Origin of the sequence: Paraburkholderia sp. BL10I2N1 (genome assembly GCF_004361815.1) — a bacterium.
In the GTDB taxonomy this organism is placed as follows: domain Bacteria; phylum Pseudomonadota; class Gammaproteobacteria; order Burkholderiales; family Burkholderiaceae; genus Paraburkholderia.
In genome coordinates this window covers 1,452,530-1,474,469 of record NZ_SNWA01000002.1, presented here as the reverse complement: position 1 = coordinate 1,474,469, position 21,940 = coordinate 1,452,530, and the positions used below count along the sequence as shown (strand labels likewise).

General features: G+C 58.9%; 13 protein-coding genes and 1 pseudogene. 7 read left to right on the top strand and 7 right to left on the bottom strand.

Annotated elements, in window-relative coordinates:
* Positions 1-31 precede the first annotated feature (31 nt).
* A complete protein-coding gene (locus B0G77_RS28680; RefSeq protein ID WP_133665302.1) occupies positions 32-1,540 on the top strand; it encodes an AMP-binding protein in 1,509 nt (502 codons plus the stop codon).
* Between the two features lie 117 nt (positions 1,541-1,657).
* On the top strand, positions 1,658-3,031 hold the full coding sequence (locus B0G77_RS28675) for an MFS transporter (RefSeq protein WP_133665301.1): 1,374 nt from the start codon (positions 1,658-1,660) through the stop codon (positions 3,029-3,031).
* A gap of 1,095 nt (positions 3,032-4,126) precedes the next feature.
* Here the strand turns inward: B0G77_RS28675 and B0G77_RS28665 are convergent.
* From B0G77_RS28665 to B0G77_RS28655, 3 genes are all read right to left on the bottom strand, one after another.
* Complete coding sequence (locus B0G77_RS28665; RefSeq protein ID WP_133665299.1) at positions 4,127-5,383, bottom strand: thiolase family protein; 1,257 nt, start codon at positions 5,381-5,383, stop codon at positions 4,127-4,129.
* A 264-nt stretch (positions 5,384-5,647) separates the two neighbouring features.
* Entirely contained in the window at positions 5,648-6,829 is a 1,182-nt protein-coding gene (locus tag B0G77_RS28660; protein WP_133665298.1) for a porin, read from the bottom strand.
* 902 nt (positions 6,830-7,731) lie between these two features.
* On the bottom strand, positions 7,732-8,769 hold the full coding sequence (locus tag B0G77_RS28655; protein WP_133665297.1) for a LysR family transcriptional regulator: 1,038 nt from the start codon (positions 8,767-8,769) through the stop codon (positions 7,732-7,734).
* Positions 8,770-9,475: 706 nt separating this feature from the next.
* Here B0G77_RS28655 and B0G77_RS28650 point away from each other — a divergent pair.
* The 3 genes from B0G77_RS28650 to B0G77_RS28640 all read left to right on the top strand — a co-directional run bounded on the left by B0G77_RS28650 (position 9,476) and on the right by B0G77_RS28640 (position 12,184).
* A complete protein-coding gene (locus B0G77_RS28650) occupies positions 9,476-9,973 on the top strand; it encodes a MaoC family dehydratase (protein ID WP_347814211.1) in 498 nt (165 codons plus the stop codon).
* Entirely contained in the window at positions 9,970-10,929 is a 960-nt protein-coding gene (locus tag B0G77_RS28645; protein ID WP_243751250.1) for a CoA ester lyase, read from the top strand. Before B0G77_RS28650 ends, B0G77_RS28645 begins: the two co-directional genes overlap by 4 nt.
* 88 nt (positions 10,930-11,017) lie before the next feature.
* Positions 11,018-12,184, top strand: coding sequence for an acyl-CoA dehydrogenase family protein (locus B0G77_RS28640; protein WP_133665295.1), 1,167 nt, complete (start codon positions 11,018-11,020; stop codon positions 12,182-12,184).
* Positions 12,185-12,476: 292 nt separating this feature from the next.
* Here the strand turns inward: B0G77_RS28640 and B0G77_RS28635 are convergent, their stop codons facing one another.
* From B0G77_RS28635 to B0G77_RS28620, 4 genes are read right to left on the bottom strand one after another with little or no spacing between them, the layout of a single operon-like run.
* On the bottom strand, positions 12,477-14,885 hold the full coding sequence (locus B0G77_RS28635; protein ID WP_133665294.1) for an efflux RND transporter permease subunit: 2,409 nt from the start codon (positions 14,883-14,885) through the stop codon (positions 12,477-12,479).
* On the bottom strand, positions 14,882-15,967 hold the full coding sequence (locus B0G77_RS28630) for a YCF48-related protein (RefSeq protein ID WP_243751249.1): 1,086 nt from the start codon (positions 15,965-15,967) through the stop codon (positions 14,882-14,884). The genes B0G77_RS28635 and B0G77_RS28630 overlap by 4 nt, the downstream gene beginning before the upstream one ends.
* Before the next feature lie 42 nt (positions 15,968-16,009).
* On the bottom strand, positions 16,010-17,272 hold the full coding sequence (locus B0G77_RS28625) for a DUF1329 domain-containing protein (RefSeq protein WP_133665293.1): 1,263 nt from the start codon (positions 17,270-17,272) through the stop codon (positions 16,010-16,012).
* A gap of 31 nt (positions 17,273-17,303) precedes the next feature.
* Positions 17,304-18,851: a DUF1302 family protein gene (locus tag B0G77_RS28620; protein WP_243751248.1), complete on the bottom strand. Its 1,548-nt coding sequence runs from the start codon at positions 18,849-18,851 to the stop codon at positions 17,304-17,306.
* Between the two features lie 851 nt (positions 18,852-19,702).
* On the opposite strand from B0G77_RS28620, the pseudogene B0G77_RS28615 reads away from it, so the two are divergent.
* A pseudogene (locus B0G77_RS28615) lies at positions 19,703-20,200 on the top strand (NAD(P)H-binding protein); the annotation flags it as partial.
* 579 nt (positions 20,201-20,779) lie between these two features.
* On the top strand, positions 20,780-21,940 hold the full coding sequence (locus tag B0G77_RS28610; protein WP_133665291.1) for an IS30 family transposase: 1,161 nt from the start codon (positions 20,780-20,782) through the stop codon (positions 21,938-21,940).

Below are 21,940 nucleotides of genomic sequence, written 5' to 3'. Positions count from 1 at the left end.
TGGATCACGACACATTCAATTTGGATAACTGATGTTTCCCATAAACTTCCTGCGCCACTCGGCGCTCACCTGCCCGGATTCCGTGGCGGCGGTCGACGATGATAGTCGTCTGACCTATAAGGAATTGATTGATCGAAGTGATGCTTTCGCGGCAGGGCTACAGGACCTGGCGGGCAAAACACGGCCGACTGTCGCGCTGCTGGGCCCCAACAGTGTCGAGATGCTGGTAGCGTTGATGGCGGTCCACGCCAGCGGAGCGATTCTCGTGCCGCTTAACGGACGTAACGCCAAGCCCGAACTCGATGCACAGATCGGCCGTGCCAAACCGGACGTGCTCGTCGTTCATCGAGACTATCTGGACAAGTTCACCGCTGGTGATCGCCGTGTGTCGGTCGTCGATGCAGACTTGGGCGACGCGCGCGCCATGACCCGGCTCGAACGCAAGTATCGGGGGCAACGCGCCGAATGGAGTGCCAGCCTCACGGATATCAACGCCATCAAATTTACAGGAGGCTCCTCCGGCGTGCCCAAGGGGGTATTGCAGTCTTTCAGGTGCATCAACGCGCTAGTCAGTGCGGTCGTGATGACGTTCGAGCTGACGCCGAACGATCGCTATCTTTGCGCGGCGCCGATGACTCATGGCGCCGGGGCGTTCATCCTGCCGACGCTATCCAGGGGCGGCTGTGTGGTGCTGACATCCAACGCGGCGCCGAGGCACCTCCTCGACCTTATGCAGCGCGAGCGCGTGACGAGCACCTGGATTCCGCCGACGCTCCTTTACAAGCTGATCGACGAGCAGAAGGCGCGGCCGCGCGAGCTGCCCCGCCTGGCCCACCTTATCTGGGGCGGAGCAGCTGCATCGCCGGCCCGTCTGCGCGAAGCGCTACAGGTGTTTGGTCCCGTGATCGAAACGGCTTATGGCCAGACGGAAGCGCCCCTTATTCTGTCCGCGGCGCGCGCGGGCGACATCACGAACGAAAGGCGGCTCACGTCGGTTGGTCGAGTCGCACCTCTGGTGGATGTCGCGATCCTGGACAAGGAGGGAAAGCGGCTCGGCCCCAATGAACCGGGAGAGATCTGTGCGCGCGGAGATCTCCTGATGAGCGGGTACCTTGACATGCCGGAAGAATCGGCGAAGGCGATCCGTGACGGCTGGCTCTGTACGGGCGACCTGGGCCTGATTGACGAAGACGGGTTTCTGTACATCAAGGACCGGATACGCGACGTGGTCATCAGCGGCGGGTTTAACGTCTATCCGTCTGATGTGGAAGCTGTGATCGCGCAGCATCCGGCTGTGTCTGAGGTAGTGGTATTCGGGGTACCGGACGACCACTGGGGCGAGCGCGTCGAAGCCGCCCTGGAGTTCCGTGCCGGCCAGACCGCCACCGAGGATGAGCTCATCGCATTCTGCAAGGAGCGCGTGGGGTCCGTGAAGACGCCGAAGCACATCAGAATCGTCAAATCGCTGCCACGCAGCCCGGTGGGGAAAGTCGTTCGTCGGGAAGCGCGGGCGATGGCAATATCGGGAGGCAACGCATGATGGCTCTGAGACCCGGTAACGCGACCTTTCTTCCCCGTACCTAAACATCGCTTAGGACCGGGTTCATGCGGAAATGCCATGAATCCCGGCACCGAAAAGTGAAACAGGAGACACTAGATGAATCAGCCCGTTCGAACGCTTGATGTTCAGTCGTTTATCGATGGTGAGCGATTTTCGCCCTGCCAATGGTTGATACTGGCCCTATGTTTTCTCGCCTTCGCGGCCGACGGATTTGACAACGCGGCGATTGGCTACATCGCGCCGGCGCTGATACGCGATTGGGGTGTGGCACGCGACGCTCTGGGATCGGTCATGAGTGCGGCGCTGGTCGGCGTCGGGATCGGAGCGCTCGCCGCCGGTCCGTTGGCCGACCGCGTTGGCCGCAAGACGGTGCTCGTCTTGTCCATTGCATTTATTGGTGTCTGGAGCCTTGCGGCGGCACAGGCACATACCATTACCGTGCTGCTTGTGTTCCGCTTCCTGACGGGGTTGGGCCTCGGTGCCGCGATGCCGACTGGAATAACGCTCACGTCGGAATACGCTCCGGAGCGCATACGCGGTGTCGTTGTCAACAGCATGATCTGCGGTTTCTCATGCGGAATGGTCGTTGGTGGCGCAGCGTCGGCGTGGCTCATACCGCATGCAGGCTGGAAGAGCGTGTTGATCGCGGGTGGCGTCGGCCCCTGCCTGATCGCGTTGCTGGTCGCTGTCGCGTTGCCGGAATCAGCCCAATTCCTTGCGGTGCGCCAGGACACGCATGCGCGGATCGCTCGCATCCTCAAGCGCATTGCGCCGCAACAGCAATTCGACAACTACAGGTTTGTTGCCAGCCAGCGTAGCGAGCCCGCGCGCGGCGCGGCGCTTGCGCTCGTATTGTCCTCACGCTATTTACCCCGCACGCTGCTGCTCTGGGCTGCATATTTTTTGACGCTTATCGTCTATTACCTGCTCGTCAACTGGATGCCGACGCTTTTTCATGATGCGGGGTTCGACGCGCAGCGCAGTGCGTTGGTGACGTCCCTGTTCCCGCTTGGCGGGGTCATCGGTACCATCGTTACCGGCTGGTTAATGGATCGTTTCGACGCGAACCGCACGATAACGTTCGCATACGTGCTGGCGGCCTTGCTGGTATTCATCGTGGGGCGGAGCGTCGGTAGCGCGCCGGTGCTATTTGGTATCCTGATTTTCCTTTGCGGGATGATCCTCACGAGCGCGGCCACTTCCACATCTGCTTATCCGGCAAGAGTCTATCCGACCGAGGCGCGCGCGACGGGCGTTGCATGGGTCCTTGGCGTCGGTAGAACTGGCGCTGTCGCGGGCGCGTTCCTGGGCGGTGAGCTCCTCACACTAGGCTGGCGGGCTGCAGATGTGTTTGGCCTGCTTGCCGTGCCGACGCTATTGGCTGGTGGGGCCGTGTACGCGGTTTCGATCTGCTTGTCGCATGCAAGGGGCGGGGAAGAGTCAACGACTGCAGCGGTGAAGCACTCCTAGCAGGCCGTGCCGGCGTCTTCGCGATATGCCGTCGCGTGACAACGCATGACGGCTGTCCAATAGTCGTGTCAGGAGAACAGTTTCGCAATGGACGAGTTCACGCGAATCCAGACGTTTATAAAGGTGCTCTCGAAGATGAACTCGGTATCAGGCTTCTGAATCGTTCTACTCCCAGTCTGGCGTTGACTGAGCCGGGACGAACATTTCATGACCGCGTCAGCACGATCGCCGGGCAGCTAGCAATGCCAAATCGGAGGCGGCTTCATTCCGGGAAAGTGCAAAGGGGGTGGCGAGGGTATCATTGCGCGTCGCGACCGGCACAACGATCATCATACCGGCACTCCCTCGCCTGCTCCAGCGATACCCGGACCTGGGCTTTGACATTTCGGTGACTGACGAGCGGGTAGACCTCGTTTCGAACAATAACGACGTGGCCATCTGGGCGGGCGACATACCCGATACGGAGCTGGTCGAAAGGCCTATTAGTCCGAACCGCCGCATTGTTTGCGGCTCCCCAGAATACTTTAGGCGACGAGGCGCTCAGAAGACACCTGACGACCTACGGGATCATGTCTGCCTGCTCTATGCGGCGCGATCGTACGGCCATGTATGGAGATTTTCGAAGGATGGTGCACGACAGAAAGTTGCTGTCCACGGGAACCTGCGGTCCGACAATGGCCTGGTCTTAACTCTCCGCCGCGTTGGCGGGCGCCGACATTGCCATGGTCCACGAGTGGATGGTCCGGCCGCCAAATATTAGGAGGTCAGCTGACGCGGGTGTTGGATGATTATGTCGTCAGTCCGCGCGCTGCAGACTCGGAGTTGTATGATGTTTGTCCAACTGATCGGGGTCTTCCACGGAAGGTAAGGATTTTTATCGACTTCTTGATCGAATTGTTCCAGCCAGAAGAGGTGGCTGCCAGAGCAGCCGCTGTACTGGAGCCGGACTCCACGCATGGCAGGTACGGCGGGCCTTGAGGGTCGGCCGCCAAATCGTGCTTACACCAACATATCATGTGGGTTGACCGCGCCAATTTTCGTGGCACGGGTCACTAGGTCTTAGACGAATGGAGCGATATCAGGTCGCGGAGCTGGCTACTTGATCAGAGGCCCGAGCACGTGAACAGCCGTGGCGGCATCTTCGACGCCAAGCAATCCCCCCCCATTTTCGATGATGCCGAAGCGAGCGCCTGCCACCTGCCCGGATCCCGCTTCACCCCGAAGTTGTGTCACTACGTCGTGGATCATCACCAGCCCGGTACCACCAATGGGATGTCCCTTCGAGATGAGGCCACCTGATACATTGATCGGGATTCGGCCACCCAGTGAGGTTTGACCGGAAAGGCCCATCGGTCCACCTTCGCCACGGGCGCAAAACCCCAGGTTTTCGGATTGCAACACCTCGGCAAACGCCGTTGCATCATGTAGTTCGGCAAGGCTCATGTCTTCCGGGCCTACACTGGCTTGCTCATAAGCTTTGCGTGCGGCGATCAGTCCCGAGTGGCGTTCATAATCGTCCGGATTACGATCCGAGCTGCTTACGATCACAGAAGCCGCCACCTTGACCGCGCGGCGTGAACCGAGTTGCTTCAGCGCCTTTTCACTAACCAGCACAGTGGCGGCGGCGCCGTCGCTAATTGGTGAGCACATTGAGCGCGTGAGGGGCCACACGACAGGAGCATCGTTCAGAACCTCCTCGGTCGTCATAGGCTTGCGATACTGAGCGCGCGGATTATGAACCGAGTGGCGGTGATTTTTGGCGGCGATTGCGGCGATCTGCTCAGCAGTGGTACCGAATTTTGCCATGTGCTGACGCGTCAGGCCGGCGTAAATATCCATAAAAAAGCTGCGTCCGGGTGCGCCGATTCGCATGTCGTCTTCCACCCCGGGCGGCACAGCCGACTTGCCGAGATTTGCCAGGCGCTCAAACGTCTCGTTGACGAGATGAACATCCGTTCCGCCATTGAACGCCTTGAACATTGCTTCCTTTTTGTCGGGATAAAAGAGCTTATCCGCACCCACAGCGAGCACGACGTCATGCTGGCCGGCCAAGATGCTCATCATGGCTTGGTTGAAAGCCGTGCTCCCGCTGGCACATGCGTTCTCCACATTGATAATGGGAATGGTTTGGACTCCAATAGCCTTCAAGGCGCATTGGCCACGGATAGAATTTTGTCCCTCCATTTGACCTTGACGAGCGTTGGTAAACCACGCGCCCTGCACGTCTGCGAGTTCTATCTGGGCGTCCCGCAGTGCTAAATTGACCGCTTCGCGAACGAGATCTTTGACCGACTTGTCCACGAACTTCCCAAGGTTCGTCATTCCGACGCCCACCACATACACACTAGTCATTGGTATTCCGTCCTTTCATATGGAAAGAAGTCGATTTCTCTGAGATATTTCGGGAGAAGACGTTAGCTGTTAAGAGACCGCTGCGCTTCTGCGGCTTAAGACAACAACCACGCTTCGATTCTAGGCGCCTGCTGTCGGGGTGGGCCGTCCATGAGCCGACAAGGTTCTTTGTCCACGATGCAAAGCCGCCTATGGGGTAAAGAAGCTAATCGACCGCGTCGCCCAGGCGCGCGAACCTTCTGTCCGAATATTAGCCCCTCGTTGTTAGAACTTGTGCCGAATCGCGACTCGAATTACCGCCTGGTGATTGGACGTAGAAGGTGTGACGGTATTAATCGACGCAACAGCGCTCTTTCCTGTGGAATCGGTGCCGCTAGCCTTTTGATATATCGCCAGAGCGTATACGTCCGTCCGCTTAGAGAGGAAGTAGTCAATGCCGAGCCCACCCTGGTTGTATGTCGCATGATCTGCACCGTTGGCGCCACTATTCCGCGAGTAAACGTAAGATGCGCCAGCCAGAAATGCAGGCGTGATTTGGTATTTGAAGCTCAGTTCGGCATTATTGAAGGTGGCGGTGCCACTGATACCGCTTGCCGGAACGGGACCTGATGATTTATCCCCGAGTGACATGTACTTTGCGTTTGAATATGTGGCTCCAATGGTCGCTGCTCCCAGCGTGTATGCCGCCCCTGCGGCAATGACTTGCTGTGTGTGCGCCGACGCATACGCGGAAATAACAGGCGATGACCCGAAATTCGAACCGGGTACACCTCCAACGGTCGCTGCGACTGTACCGCCGGCGCCATAGAACGATGTGTTCGGATTGCGCACGTTGAGATATCCAACGCCAAGTTGCAATGGCCCGTTTGAATACCCGGCTCCGAGAGACCAGATCTGATTGCGACTAACGTTGCCAGCTACACCTCCGACTGCATACATTCCACCGAACCTGAGGCCACCAAAGCTGTCGCTCGTGTATTTGATGGCGTTGTTTGTTCGATTGGTGTTGTTGAAGTTATCGGTATCGCCAGGGTGCGCGAGGAACGAACCACCCCATTGCTCAGCTGCGCCCAGGGGGCCGACGTAATCCACGACTGAATCATATTGGCGGCCAGCCGTCACTGTGCCGTATGGGCTCGACAAGCCTACATAGGCTTGTCGACCGAACATAAGGCCCCCTTGTCCAAGTTTGCCAGTGTTGACGTCATACCCGTTTTCAACGACGAAGATCGCCGAGATGCCGCCGCCAAGGTCTTCTTTTCCACGCAGTCCGAAGCGGGATCCCTGCAACTCGCCGCTCGACAGATAGTATTGACGCTTCCCGTCCGAATTGCTGTTGAAGTTAAAACCCTCGTCGATAAGTCCGTAGAGGGTTACGCTGCTTTGCGCCAACGCAATACTGCTTGTCATACCCAGCAATACTCCCGCAGCAAGACGTTTTTTCATGCTTGATCTCCATTGACTTATAAGTTTGACGCGATCTCCCTATCGTTACGGAGTAGACAGAGGAGAGAAAAAAGTGCTGCGCGGACGCAGACAGTCGAATCGAGGAAGAATGAGAGACGCGAAAAGGCAGGCAAAAGTATCGATTCCAACCGCGCATGGGGAGATGCAAGCGGTCCATTGAGAGGGACGTCGATGTGTCGCCAGCGGGTGCAGCTGGACGTTGTCTCCAAATCATTTTGATATCCTTAATTGGACGGCAACGAGACAATACGCAACGGAACGCTCTCTTTGGCAGCAGGCTCGCGCCTCCGCAAGTCGATTAAATGCATCCGTTCCGACGATGCAATCACCTGAACTTTCAGCGGTGAGTTATTGTCCAAGCCGGTACTGACTAGCTTACTAGATGATCGACGATTGGCCTTTGCGCTATGCGGCAAGGTTCTTATCAGGAATCGAAGTGTCGGCCGGAATATCGTTCTCGCCAGCGCGATCCAGTGATGGGAGGCCTCGCTAAAAGACGGTGTTCTCGCTCGTCGGGTAGAACCCTTTTCGTCGCCATGGAAGGCCAACTACGCGATTTTGCGATGGAAACAAGGTTTTCTGACCGCGCGCCGTGTTGGCCAACGGCGAGCCAACTGCTGGAACCTTTCGCGGTTAGCAATTCTTGGAAGATACCACCTGATCACGGTGAAAGGCGCTACAGTAAGGGCAAGGCTGGGGGAGGGCGCCGGGGACGTGAAGAATGAACCCAAATCTGGAGATGGGCGTTTCTGGGCTGCAAGCATTCCTCAAGGGCGATGGAGTCGGCCGGCTGATAGGAGGTTCGCTTTGTTACCCGTTGCAGAGGCGCTTCTCAGATCAATACGCTTGCGGATGAGTAACTATTTGGATTCGCTATCGACTCAATTTGGCGGACCGTCGGCCAACAAGCGAGGAGCTTCGGCTAAAGAATCCGCCCCTTTGAACAGATGGACAAGAAAGTCGACAAAGATCCGAACCTTGCGTGAAAGACCGCGGCTGTTCGGATATACGACGTACAATTCGGAATCCTCTGCTCGTGGTCGCACGGTATAATCGCCCATCATCCTGGCAAGTTCACCTCGAGATACTGGAAGCCGAACCGTCCATTCCTGCGCTACGAGGATACCGATGCCTGCTATAGCCGCGGAAATCAGCACCAGACCATTGTCCGATCGAAGATTGCCGTTGACCTCGATATCTTCCCGCGTGTCGTCCTTTGTGAACTCCCATATGTTGCCGTAAGAGCGCGCTGCGTAGAGCAAGCAATTATGGTGGCGCAGGTCTTCTGGTGTCGTGGGAACGCCGTGGCGCTCAAAGTAGCTGGGCGAGGCACAGACGATCCGTTCACTACGAGTCAGGCGCCTCGCGACAATTTCCGTGTCCGGTATATGGCCCATCCAGACAGCGACGTCTATATTGTTTGCTATAAGATCGGGTCGCTCATCCGTCAACGAGATATCGAAACCCAACTCCGGGTACTGATCGACAAGACGGGGGAGGGCGGGAACGATAATCGTGGTGCCCGTTGAGACTCTCAAGGATACTCTCAGGACTCCCTTGACGCTTTCCTGGAAAGACGTAGCTTCTGATTTCGCGTTGCTCAGGTCTTTCGAGATGGTTCGAACGCGCTCAAAGAATATTCTGCCGGGCTCGGTCAGCGACAAACTGCGTGTGCTGCGGTTAAGAAGCCGTATGCAAAGCTCTTCTTCAAGCGACTGGACTTGTCTTGCGACAGCACTGATGGAGGAGTCGGTGCAACGGGCGGCCGCCGAAAAACTGCCGGCTTCGACCACTTTGATAAACGTTTGGATCCGCGTGAAGTCGTCCATCATCCAGCCTGGATGTCCATATTGAAGAGATTCCTTGTCGATGAAGCGCAGTCGCGAATGGAAACGTTCCCGCTCCGACTTGCATTTCATTTCGACAGCAGACCTTCATCACCGCTCCTTGTCAACGGGGACTCTCCCTATAAGCCGAGCCGTCGTAGGCGGCGCGGGCAGTCCAGACGACGCATCGGGCAGGGACATCGCTTGAAGCATGACAAATGGTGGGGGTCGTCTTTAGACGTGCGCGCGTCCTGACACGAATGCTTGCGCGTCAGACGCTCCTTGTCGCATTCGTACGGCCCTGTCCGAGCTCGCGCCGTATCGCTGCCGCGATATCGCTGACGGACGTCGATAGCGGCGGAGACTGCCGCTTCGGCCGGGCAAAATTGCGATGCGCGCGCAACTTCCGGTTGCGGCAGATTATTGCGGCGCAATAATGACGTCGGACGAGCTCGCTTATGATGCGGGCGATGCGCGGCCGCCATCTTCTTTTTCGCGGGTGGTTGGAGCGAAAGCTGCGCATCGGCGACGCGCGGGTTGGCCGGATTTTTGCGATAGATGACAAGCACCTTGGCCTGAAAATCGCTGCGAGATTCTGGACTCAGCCGTAGTGCATTGGTACGCTGTTTTGAACAGCAAGAGGCTATCCTTTGTAAGAACCGTGATGCAAATGCACCATTTGTAGGCGATCGGTGAGAAGCGAAGCAGGGACGAGTGCCTCGCGCGCGTGTTCCCGACCATTAATGGGTTTCGGGGCCTTCCGGGGCGCGAGACGCGTCGGATCAAGAGTTTTCTCGTGCTGCCTCGCTTTTTCGAAGAGGCCGAGCAACCTGGGGATCGGATGATGGCAGGTTTGTTTTATGAAGAGTTCGAAGTCGGCCGGGTGTTCGAGCATGCGTGGTCTCGCACCGTGACCGAAATGGACAACGTTCTTTTCAGTTGTCTGACGCTAAACGTCCAACCGCTACACATCGATTCAGACTTCGCGGCGAAGACAGAGTTCGGTAAGCCCTTGGTCAACAGCCTTTTTACACTGGGGCTGCTCATTGGCATGACGGTCAACGACACGACGATCGGAACGACCGTTGGCAATCTGGGAATGCGCGAGGTGACGTTTCCAAATCCGGTATTTCACGGCGACACAATCCGGGCACGGACCACTGTGCTCGATACGCGCGAAAGTAAATCCCGGCCCAACGCCGGACTGGTCGAGTTCGAGCATGTGGCGGTCAAACAGACAGGGGACGCAGTGTGTCGATGCGTTCGCACTGCGATGATGCGAAGGAAAGCGGAATGATTCGCTCATTTATGTTTGTGCCGGCCGACAGCGAACGAAAACTCGAAAAATCTCTCGCAAGCGCGTCCGACGCGTTGATTTTCGACCTGGAAGATTCTGTTGCCACTAGCAGGAAGGCCGGGGCAAGGTCTTGCCTGCACAGATTTCTTTTGCAGCACCGGGGGCGAATCGACAAGCACGTGTATGTTCGGGTTAACGATCTGACTTCGGGGATGACAGTGAATGACCTCGCAGCGGTCATGCAGCATCGGCCCGATGGTATCGTCCTGCCGAAGTCCATAAGCGGTGAGGACGTTCGATGTCTTAGCTACTACCTGGACGTCTTTGATGCGGTCAATAGCCGGACGGGATCACCGACAAGGATTCTCCCCATCGTCACGGAGACCGCTTCATCACTCTTTGAATTTGGGTCCTACAAGAACGCGTCGCCTCGACTCATGGGCCTGATGTGGGGGGCCGAGGATCTCTCGGCCGACATAGGCGCGAGGCGCCGAAAATCGAGCGGGCGCTGGACAGGGGCGATTGCGCATGCGCGATCGCTCTGCCTGATCGCGGCGGCGAACGCGGGCGTACCAGCAATCGATGCAATCTCAGCGGAGATTGCGGATTTGCGGGTCGTCGAAAGCGAGGCGCTGGAAGCCAAGCAAGACGGATTTGCAGCGAAGGCTGCCATTCATCCTTCTCAGGTCCTCCCGATCAATGACGTGTTCACGCCGTCCGACGAAGAGCTCCGGTGGGCACACCGAGTCATCAGTGCATTCAATGATGGAAGCGGCGTTGCAACGCTAGACGGGCAGATGCTGGACCGACCGCACATGAGGCTCGCAGAAAGGCTCCTCGCCGCATGCTCAGGGCAGCAAATCGATGTCGCACACCAGCGACCACGAACTTTCGCAGACGAGAATATCAACGCGACTGACGCTCCGCACAATCGACCTGTCAGTGGTGTGCGCTGACGCAGACTGGTTGCCGTCCAGATAACGAATGACATTTCAAGCGGGCCGCACGTGAACGGCCACGACACGATCCAAGGAGTTTTAGTTTATGAACTTCGATCTTAACGAAGATCAGTTGTCAATTCAGTCATCGATCGAAAAGATCTGTGAGGAATTCGACGACGAATACTGGCTGGAGCGCGATCGCAACGGCGGCTTCCCTCATGAGTTTTACCGAACGCTGGCGGAAAACGGTTGGCTCGGCATTGCCATGTCCCCCGACTACGGCGGTGCGGGACTGGGCATGACGGAAGCGGCCGTAATGATGCGAACTATTAGCGCGTCGGGGGCGGGCCTATCGGGAGCTTCGGCCGTACACATCAATATTTTTGGTCTTAACCCGGTCCAGGTGTTCGGAACCGACGAGCAGAAACAAAGATTCCTGTCTCCGCTCATTAAAGGAGAGGACAAAGCCTGTTTCGCAGTCACAGAACCGGACGCCGGACTTGATACAACCCACCTGAAGACTCAAGCAGTGCGAGACGGCGATCACTACGTCATCACGGGAAGAAAGATCTGGATTTCGACCGCCCAGGTGGCTAACAAGATGTTGATCATTGCGCGTACGACCCCGCTCGATCAGCTCGCGAAACCGACTGACGGGTTGAGTCTCTTTTACACCGACCTCGACCGCAGTCGTGTGGAGGTTCGGGAAATCGAAAAGATGGGCCGCAAGGCCGTCGATTCCAATATGTTGTTCATCGACGGATTGCGGGTTCCGAAGGCGGACTTGATCGGCATCGAGGGACAAGGCTTCAAATACTTGCTGCACGGGCTCAACCCCGAACGCATCCTGATTGCAGCAGAAGCCATTGGTCTAGGGCAAGCAGCGTTGCGGCGCGCTACTCAGTACGCAAAGGAGCGTGTTGTATTCGGTCGTCCAATCGGGCAAAACCAGGCAATTCAGCATCCCCTTGCACAAGCGTGGATGCAACTGGAGGCGGCCAACCTGATGGTGTTGAAGGCCGCGACCCTGTACGACGCAGGGAAGCCCTGCGGTGCGGAGGCGAACAGCGCCAAATATCTCGCTGCTGAGGCGGCGTTCCAGTCCTGCCAGACAGCGATCGCTACGTTGGGCGGAATGGGGTATGCGAAGGAATACCATGTCGAGCGATACCTTCGGGAGTGCATAATCCCTCGGCTGGCGCCCGTGAGTCCCCAAATGATCATGTGCTTTATAGCCGAAAAAGTGCTGGGTTTGCCCAAGTCCTACTGAAGTTAACGAGCCCGCCATACCTCGACGACATTCCGCTGGCGGCAGCGGAGGTCTCGTTGCGCTTGCAATGTTGCAGAAGCGTCCGGCACGCGCAAGCCATAAGAGCAGGTGGGCGGGGACAGTGGTCAGTAGCGAAACTGAAACTTACCGTTTCGGCTTACCGATGACGCTTGGCAAGCTACCGTCGGGCACGGCCTTGAAGCACGGGCAGCGGTGCGAATCACGCGCGCGAGGATTGGGTGCGGACGCGTCCCGGGCCGTAACCGCATGGACTACGCCGCGACCAACGCGCTTACACGCGTTTCAGTTTTGCTCGGCCTAGCATCCGGTCGTCCACGTCGGTGCCGCGCCCTTCCGTCTCTGTCCCGGTCTCCGGTTTGCCGACGACGAATTCAGGCCTGAACACGTAGACGAGCGCCGGCATGATGAACAGCGCACTGAACGCCGACACGAACAGCCAGATTCCCATCAGCAGGCTCATCTCGGCCTGGAAGCGCAGGGACGACATCGACCAGAGTCCGACCGCGGCCGTCAGCGTCAGCGCGGTAATCAGCACGCCTTTGCCCGCCGTGCGGATCGCGTGCTCGATCGCACGCTTCAGGTCGTTGTGATGATGCAATTCCTCGCGGATTCCGTCGACCACATAGAACGCGTAGTCGACGCCGAGGCCGATCCCGAGCGCGGCGACCGGCAGCGTGCTGAGCGTCATGCCGATGCCTTTCCATGCCATGAAGCTGAACGTTACCGTGTTCGACAGCATCACGGGGATCATGAAGAAGATCCCGGCACGCGGCGTGCGATATGCGACCGTGCAGCAGATCACTAGCCAGAGCAGCGCGAGCGCGACGCTTTCGATCTGGCCGGACAGAATCACTTCGTTCACCGCGGCAGTGACGCCGATTATCCCGCCGGCCAGCAGATACTTGCCGTGCTGCACCGGATTATCCGCGATGAATTCCTTCAGGCGTTGCATGGCGGTCCGGATCGTATTGCCGCGATGATCCTTGAAGTAGAACGTGACCGACCCGTTGCGCGCCTGCGGATCCATGTAGCGTCCTGCTTCTCCGGAATCGGGGCCCCACATATAGATCAGCTCTCCGTCCTCGTCGCGGGTCTTGCCGAGTTCGTGATAGCGCGGGCTGTCCTCGTGCAGGATCTGTTTCACGGCCGGCAGCACGTCAGCGATCGACAGGCTGCCGCCGATCTCCGGCTGCGCGCCCATGTAGCGCTGCATCGCCTCCATGCTCCGCAGAACCGAGGGCTCCTTGATTGCGTCCGGGCGGTCGCCGTCGAACACAGCGTACATGCGATCGGTGCCTTGGAACTTTCCGTTGATCGCGGCCGAGTCGACGTTATAGCGTGAGTTCTGCCACAGGATCGGCGAGCCGGCGTCCGCATCGCCTACATGCAGATTGAACGCATAGACGCCCGACACCACGAAGACGATCGCGGCCAGGCCGATAATCCCGTAGCGAAGTTTCGACGTAGCGACCGACACGCACAGATCGAGCACGCGATCGAACAGCGGCAGCACGTCGAACGGATGAACGTGACCTTGCGGCTTACGAACCCACGATAGTAGGATCGGCGTCATCAGGCACGCGGTGACTGCAATCGTGAGGACCCAGATCGTGCCGACGACCGCTACCTTCTGCATCAGCGGAATCGGCGTGAGCACGACGACGATCATGCAGCCCGCATCCGCTATCACGCCGAGCATGCCGGGCTTGAAGAGCTGCAACATCGCAGAGTGTGCGGCCGCCTGGCTCGAGTCGATGCCGGACGCGACTTCGTCGCCGAATCTCGAAACGAGTTGAACGGAATGCGAGATCGAGCGCGCGGTGATCAGGAACGCGATCACGATCACGAGCGGATCGAAGTTGAAGCCGAACAGCGTTGCCGAGCCGAGCGCCCAGATTGCGCTCGTCGTGCCGGCCAGCAACGGCAGTATCGTGCCGCGCCACGTCCGCATGATGACGAACAGCAGCGTGGCGAGGAATGCGATCGTCATCAGGAAGATCTTCAGCGTCTCCGGCACGTAGTGCGTGACCCAGCCGAACAGGATCGGCTCGCCGACGAGGCTCACCTTGACGCCGCCGCCGTGCAACGAGTTCGTCAGCTTGTATAGCTGATCGTAGATCTGCTTGTAGTCGAGTTCGCTCTCGTAGAAGTCGACGGTGATCAGCGCGGCCTTCAGATCCTGGGAAACGTATGTGCCGTAGACGAGCGGATTGTTGAGGACGGATGCCTTCAACTCGTCGAGGGCCGCCTGCGTCTGCGGCACGTCCGGGAACATCACGGGCTTCGATTCGATCGAGTCGGTCGAGCCGCGGATCGCCTTGAGCTTCGGCGACGCGATCGAGATGATCTGCATCGGATTGACGCCATGCACGAGCGCCAGATCCGTCGTGATCTTCTTGATCTTGTCGAGCACGTTCTTCTGGAAGATAGTGCCGTGGTCGGTCTCGACCATGATGCTAACGACGTTCGATCCGCCGAACTGCTCCTTGAAACGCTCGTGCACCTTCACGTATTCGTGCGCGCGCGGCAGCAGATCGTCGAAGACGGTCCTGATCTCGATCCGAGACGCAAAGAGCGCCATCAGCGTCGTCAGGACCACATAGAGAACGGTCACCGCGAGGCGGCGGCGCAGACAGAACGCCACAAACCTCTCTAGCTTGGAAAAGGCTTCGTCTTTCATGCATGCTCTCCAGCTTTATCGGACACGGCCACAGATTTCAGACCGTTCATCGGGAACGAAACGAAGCGACTGCCGGATAGCAGATACCGGCCGCGATAGGGCACGATTGCCGTATACCAGTGTCGGTCGTCGGGCGTCAGGCGCGTCCCGCGCCAGTGGTCGCCATCGGCATCGCCGACCGCAATGACGCCTTTCGTGCCGGCCGCGATCCACCGCTTGCCGTCCCAGACCACGCACAGCAGATGCTCCGTCCTGCCGCGCTCGTAAAGCGTCGTCGATCCGTCCGGCGTCCGCGTCGATCCGCCGGCTTCGGCTTGATCGGGCGACTGGAACGGCTTTTGCCGCCACGTCTGGCCGCCGTCGTGAGACGCGAGAATCACGCCGTTCAGACCGACGGCCACTCCGTCGGTCTGATCCTTGAACGACACGGACATCAGGCTGCTCTTGAGCGGACTCGTGACCTCGCGCCACGACCGGCCGTTGTCGCTCGACAGCAGGATGCGACCGCGTTCCCCGACAATCCAGCCGTGCCCGTCCCGCAAGTCAACGTCGTTCCAGGCCTCGTCCTCTTCCGGCCGCACCGCGACCCAGTGCTGGCCGTAATCGCTCGACATCACGATGACTCCGCCCTCGCCGACGGCGATCGCGTGCCCGTCGGGCTCGGTCTTGACCCGCATCAGCTTGTTGGCGATCTTGGATTTCGGCGTATCGACGGGCTTCCACGACTTGCCGCCGTCGTCGGTGATCAGTGCGACGCCGTCGTCGCCGACGGCGATCGCGCGCCGGTCATCCCATACCGCTACGTCCTGCAGCGCGACGCGTACCGGGTCGGTCGCGTATTGCCAGGTGTGGGCGGCATCCGTGCTGTCGAGAATCTTCCCGTTGTTACCCACGAGCCAGATCTTGCCGTCGGGTTGAACCGCGGTCCCGTATAGGCGGTCGCTTCGTTCGAAGGCGGGCCGTGTGACGGCGTCGCCCTTCGGCTCGGGCTTGATGAAGAACCCCGCGTAGAACAGCCCTCCGATGATGACGAACGGTGAGGCCGAACCGGCGAGACGATACAAACGTCGCATAACCATCATTCACTTGCTCCGGATAACAACGGTGATTCCAGATTCCCGGCGTTACTGGTAGGACTCCAGCACGTTGGGCGTGTAATCGCTTTCGCCGCGGCCGCGATCAAACACCGGATCTACGATGAAGTAGTCGGTCGCGTGATGCGCCTTGTAGTCGACGAAAGTGCCGATTGGCGGCGAGAAGTACTTGATGCCCGACTTGCCGACCACCACCCCTTCGCGCTGCGTGAAGGTGCGCCACGGTTCGCCCTTCTTGTCGTACACTTCACCGCGATACGCGAGAAACAGCTGCGCGTCGACGTACACCACCTTCTTGCCGTACGGGTGCTCGACCGGCGGAGTCGCTTCGACCACGTAGACTTCGCGCGGTGTCATGGGTGTGATGACGTTCCAGTACGGCGCTTCCTTCGAGTCGATGCTCGGAAACTCGCCTGCCGTCCCCGACTTCGACGAATCGCGTTGCAGCTTCGTATCGAGGCTAGCGAGAATCCAGCGCTTGCCGATTAGCTTGTTGCTCACGTATTGCGACGGGCGTGCGTTGTACACGTAGATGTCGTCGTCGAGGAAGTCGAAGCCGCCGACGGGATCCATCCATGCGTTGCCGGACAGGCGGCGCACGCGGCGTGCCGACTTGATGTACACGAACTGGTCTTCGAGCTTGCCGTTAACGTCGTAGCGCGTCGTGAACGTGCCGGTGCCCTTGATGTCTTGCGGCGACGTCGCGACGAAGATCGTCTTCGTGATCCAGTCGTCGTTGTCGACCGTCGGTGCGCCGCCCAGGCGGCCGCGATTACGCAGGCGGTCGAACACCCAGTCCTGCGACGCCTCGTAGCCGCCGGAGTTGAACGTTACGAACACGGTGTGCGCGTAGAAGTCGCGCGGATAGACTGGCGAGCCATAGTAGTAATCCCACATGACCTTTTCGCCGGCATCCGGGTCGCTTTCGCTGATCGTCGGGAACGGCGCGCCCGCCTTGTAGCCGGTGACCGTGCGAGTCTTCGGATCGTATTTGACGCTGGCGGAATATTTTTGCGTCGCTTCCGTCCAAGTCGGATCGACTGACGTGTCCTGTTTCGCCAGCGGAATTTTGACGTTCGAGTTGCGAATTTCCCAGGCCATCCGGTCAGTGAGCAGGCTCTCGATTGTGTGGCCTTCGAACGTGTCGTTCTTGATCTGATCGAGGTTTGCCTTGCTGATGACCGTGCCCGCCGGCAACTCGGCCGCGAGCGCCGACGAGCCCGTCGCGACGAACGTCGTGGCGATCAGTGCGGCGATACAGGAAGTCATCGGCCGTTTAATGGATTTCTTCATGATGATTCGTCTCCGATTTTGTTCGGGTAGGTTAGAACTGGTACGTTGCTCGGAACATCAACTGGTCGTTGTTCGCGAATCCGGCCAGCGCGTAGGTGCTCTGGCCGGGCTGAGCGGGCGAGCTGCGCGGATGCTTCGCGAGAAATATGTCGGCCTCGACGAGGAAGCGCCAGTGATTGCCGTACTGGAACGCAACGCTCGGGATCACGAACGCATCGCCGGTACTGACGTCGACGCCACCCGCGAGTTGCGGATTCAGGCGGCTGCTCATGTAGTTCAGCGTGATGAACGATGTCAGGATCGTGTCGTGCCGCTTCGCCGGCGCGCTCCAGCCGACCTGCGCGACGATGTTGTCGCTCGACCTGAAGTGCTGGATCCACGTGTCGAACATCTGGAACGAAAGCAGTGACGGTGCGTTCGTTCCGAGCAGCGATTGGAGGCTCAGTTTCTGATCGAGACGAATCGTCGTCAGAACGACGTCCTTTCTGACAACTGGCCCGGTGCCTTGGGTACCGACCGGTAGATTGGTGCCGGTGTTGAAGTAGCGGTTCGGCTGATACGCGATTTCGAAGTTCGCGATCGTGCCGATGCCTGGGATCTCGCCGTTGACGCTCGCGTCGAACACGTTGATCGTCGGGAAGAACCAGTCGCCAAGGGCGCCCGAGGGCGCCTTGCCGATCGGATTGGCGGCCGGATTCAGCACGGGATCCGGCGTGAACGTGCGCAAATACGAGAACGCGTAATTCAGCGGGCCCGCCATGCCGGTCCAGCGGGCGCCGCCCGTCACCGAGCTGGCTTTGCCGTACGGATGGTCGTAATCGTAGAACGTGATGCCGGACAGGAAATCGACGCCCTTGAATGGCTGCGGCATCCAGCGGCCGCCATAGAGATCGTAGGAATTGCCGATGTCGCGTTTGCGATCGAGGCCCGGCCGAATCACGAGTTGCAGGTCGCCGTTGGCCTCGGGCACGCTGATGTTCGCGTTCGCCATGATTAGCGGCTTTCTCAGCTCGTCGCTTTCTGGCTCGAGGAACGAGCGCCACCGATAATCGTAGCCTTGAATCAGATCGGTCGGGTGAAAGAAGTCCGTTTCACCCCAGACGATCTGCTGCTTGCCCAAACGCAGATGCACACGGTCGCCGATGTCCGTGTCGACGTAGAATTCACGGAGCTCGTTCTGATCGTACTGCGAAAGCAGGCTGCTGCCCGGGCCGCCAGGTGTGTGCTGACGCGCAAGCTCCTGCAACTCCTTCTGGTACGACGTCAGGACTTCGCGGTCGAAGCGGCCGATCGCCGTCCACTTGAACGGGCCGGTCTTCAGGCCGGCATCGAGCTCGAGCGAGCTACGCAGCATCTGCAGATCGCCGGCGGAGTTGGTCGGCGTTTCCGGGTGGTTCTGCAGATTGAGCGACGCCCACGTGCGCACGAAACCGCCGAGTGTCAGGTTGTTCCGCAGGCCGGCGAGGCCGGCGAACATCGAGCCCGTCGTGGCCTGCGTCTGGCTCGTCGCCGCACCCGCAGCCGCAGCCGAGGTCGAAGTCGAAGTCGAAGTCGTCGCGTCCGAAGCGGAGGCTGACACCGGAGCCGTATCCGATGCGGAGACCGCGGTCACAGCCGTGTCCGCGGCGTGTGCGTCACACGGGTGGTCGAGAAAGATCAATAAGGCCGGTATGGTTGCGAGAAACGCCGTGCTCCCCCGAGCGCGACGAAGTAGCACTCGCCTCTTTGCCTTTTTCAGAAGCGCTTTCATAATGTTTGTCTCCTCCAGAATTTACTAGTTATGCGAAGCGTTTACCCTAAGTCCCATCCCATCTGTCTTTCTGGGTCGTCAATTCCAGATCGTCCGCGTCGAGGAACGAATCGCAATCCGATGCATGTGCGCGCGGCATGTCGTTATGTCGATGCTGATCGACGCACCAGCTTGTTCGAGCCGCTGCGCGAGGCGCCGAGGTGATCTCGAACCCGGTGCGGAACGGATTTCGCAAATGACCGCCGTCTCCCTCTCAATTCATATCGTCTTGGGTAGGCATTAAAGCCGTTTGAAAATCGCAGCGTCAATTCACCGCTTCAGATCGTTCCGTACGTTGACACTCGGAGTCTGTTCTCAAAAGGTCGCGGTCGCTGATTGGCACCGTTACATGGGGACGTCGCATATGCGCAGCGTGGCGGGGACGCCCCGATGCTTAAGGTCGTTCGAATGCGGCGGCAATCTCATGAAGGAGCCGAACCGCTGTGCGACGCAACGCACCTGCCACCAGTGCCATCGTCCATGACGATTACCCGATGCCGTCGGACGTGATCACCTATGCGGTGCGCGCGTACTTGCATTTCCTCTCAGCCTGCGCGTGATCCAGGAATTGTTGCCGCGCGCGGCGTGGCTCTGATCTACGAGACCGTGCGAGGCTCGTCGGTGAAGGTCGCCGAGGAACCCCCCGCATCATTGAAGGCGATGTGCTCGATACCGCGAAACTGAAAGCGGCCATGGCCGGCAAGGACATCGTCTATGCCAATCTGGCTGGCGATATCGACACCCAGGCAGCGGCGATCATCGCGGGGATGAAGGAGTCTGGTATCGGGAGGCTGGTCTTTGTGCTGTCGCTTGGCATTTATGCCGAGGTTCTAGGCAAATTTGGCGAATGGAATAACGCCACCATCGGCGAGGACTTGAAGCCTTATCCCCGCGCCGCCGATGCCATCGAGGCCTCGGGACTGGATTACACCATCGTTCGTCCCGCCTGGTTGACCGACCTGGACGAGGCGGACTACGAGCTGACGCAGCGGCATGAGCCGTTCAAGGGAACCGTCGTATCGCGCAGGAGTGTCGCCGATCTGATCGTGAAGATCATCCGCTCGCCAGACCTTCATCGCTGCGGAAACGTCGGTATCAGCAAGCCGAACACGGATGGCGACAAGCCCTACTTCGTGTGAGGTCACCGGTTCATGGTTGTGCCATTGTCAACTTTGCTCCACTGGATTGGTGGTGCTCAGGCGCTCGCCGTCATCGTAGCAGCCGTCGCTCCAGTGAATGTCACCTGGATAGAAAGCCACCAGGCGTACAAGGCGCGGAATGTGAACCTCACCCGCAACTGCGCAGCCAGGACCGCATGGGACGGCGGTTGTGTTCTTTCCGTGGTCGGGCAATACAGCGTTGGCCGACCACCACATGGTGCGGTGGCTGAATGCGCGGCTGTTCGCTCTCGGAGTGCGCGGCTACGGCCCGGCCCCGGGAGGTGTGAAGGCCATCAAGATACCCGCGGTGAAGACAATGCCATCTCGGACCGCCTCATCGATCTGAGCAAACTCGATACGCTCTCTATCGGTTCGCACATTTAGCTCTCCAACCCCGCAGCCGCCGATCTGGAATTTCGTCGCGCACAACCGTTTCGACGGTAAGCGTGTGGTGCTGTCAATGCCTTCAACAACCAGCTCAAGCCGGAATTCATTGCTGCGGATTCAACCGGTCGATGCAACACAATGAGCGCTGCATAAGCAGCGGGAGTGTTGCAAATGAAACAGCGACGCCGGATTTACTATAGCGAGAAGCAGAAAGCGCTGATGTGGGAGCGCTGGCGGAAGGGTGAGTCTCTCCAGCATATTGCCCAGCCTTTTGATCGCCCTCACTCGTCCGTGCAGCGGATTATCGGCGAAACCGGTGGAATCCGGCCGGCACAGCGACATCGTTCGCGGCTAGCGCTAACATTAGCCGAGCGGGAGGAGATATCGAGAGCGCTTGGTGCTGGCGATTCGATCCAGTCCATCGCCAGTCGGCTTTCGCGAGCTCCCTCTACCATCTGTCGTGAGATCAAGCGCAACAGTGGACAGGATGGTTATCGGGCAAGCCACGCCGATCAGCTTGCCTGGGATCGGGCGCAGCGGCCCAAACTCTGCAAGCTGGTCGAACACCGGATGTTGGCACGCATCGTGGCAGACAAACTTCAACTGGAGTGGTCGCCCGAGCAGATCGCCGGATGGCTCAGGCGCGCGTACCCGGACAACGAGGATTACCACGTGTCACACGAGACCATCTACCGCAGTCTCTTCATCCAGGCCCGTGGTGCCTTGAAGAAGGAATTGCTGGACCATTTGCGGCGTACCCGGGTCATGCGGCGTTCCCGCCATTACACGCAGAAGACGGGCGACCACGGCAGGATCCGCGACGCAGTGTCGATCAGCGAACGTCCAGCCACGATCGAGGACCGCGCAGTGCCGGGACATTGGGAAGGTGACCTGCTTTGCGGCAGCGGGAGCAGCCAGATTGCGACGCTCGTCGAACGCCAGACACGCTATGTCATGCTGGTGAAGATTGCGAGCAAGGACAGCGAGGCGGTTGCCAATGCGCTAATCAAACATGCCTGCAAATTGCCGCAGGAACTCTACAAATCGCTAACCTGGGATCGCGGCACGGAAATGGCCAGCCACAAACGCTTTACTGTTGCCACTGACATTGCCGTCTACTTCTGCGATCCACAACATCCCTGGCAGCGTGGTTCGAACGAGAACACGAATGGACTGTTGAGGCAGTACTTCCCGAAAGGTACCGACCTGTCGGTGTATTCACAGGTCAAACTCAATGCTGTGGCGAGACGCCTCAATGAACGTCCGAGGAAGACACTGAACTACGAAACGCCAGCCGAGCGGTTTAACCAAACTATTGCATCCACCGGTTGA

What these genes read in the sequence shown, in the direction of transcription:
- B0G77_RS28655 (WP_133665297.1), bottom strand. Translation starts at nt 8,769, where the DNA reads ATGAAATGCAAGTCGGAGCGGGAACGTTTCCATTCGCGACTGCGCTTC.
- B0G77_RS28610 (WP_133665291.1), top strand. Translation starts at nt 20,780, where the DNA reads ATGAAACAGCGACGCCGGATTTACTATAGCGAGAAGCAGAAAGCGCTG.
- B0G77_RS28660 (WP_133665298.1), bottom strand. Translation starts at nt 6,829, where the DNA reads ATGAAAAAACGTCTTGCTGCGGGAGTATTGCTGGGTATGACAAGCAGT.
- B0G77_RS28630 (WP_243751249.1), bottom strand. Translation starts at nt 15,967, where the DNA reads ATGATGGTTATGCGACGTTTGTATCGTCTCGCCGGTTCGGCCTCACCG.
- B0G77_RS28640 (WP_133665295.1), top strand. Translation starts at nt 11,018, where the DNA reads ATGAACTTCGATCTTAACGAAGATCAGTTGTCAATTCAGTCATCGATC.
- B0G77_RS28675 (WP_133665301.1), top strand. Translation starts at nt 1,658, where the DNA reads ATGAATCAGCCCGTTCGAACGCTTGATGTTCAGTCGTTTATCGATGGT.
- B0G77_RS28680 (WP_133665302.1), top strand. Translation starts at nt 32, where the DNA reads ATGTTTCCCATAAACTTCCTGCGCCACTCGGCGCTCACCTGCCCGGAT.
- B0G77_RS28665 (WP_133665299.1), bottom strand. Translation starts at nt 5,383, where the DNA reads ATGACTAGTGTGTATGTGGTGGGCGTCGGAATGACGAACCTTGGGAAG.
- B0G77_RS28635 (WP_133665294.1), bottom strand. Translation starts at nt 14,885, where the DNA reads ATGAAAGACGAAGCCTTTTCCAAGCTAGAGAGGTTTGTGGCGTTCTGT.
- B0G77_RS28625 (WP_133665293.1), bottom strand. Translation starts at nt 17,272, where the DNA reads ATGAAGAAATCCATTAAACGGCCGATGACTTCCTGTATCGCCGCACTG.
- B0G77_RS28645 (WP_243751250.1), top strand. Translation starts at nt 9,970, where the DNA reads ATGATTCGCTCATTTATGTTTGTGCCGGCCGACAGCGAACGAAAACTC.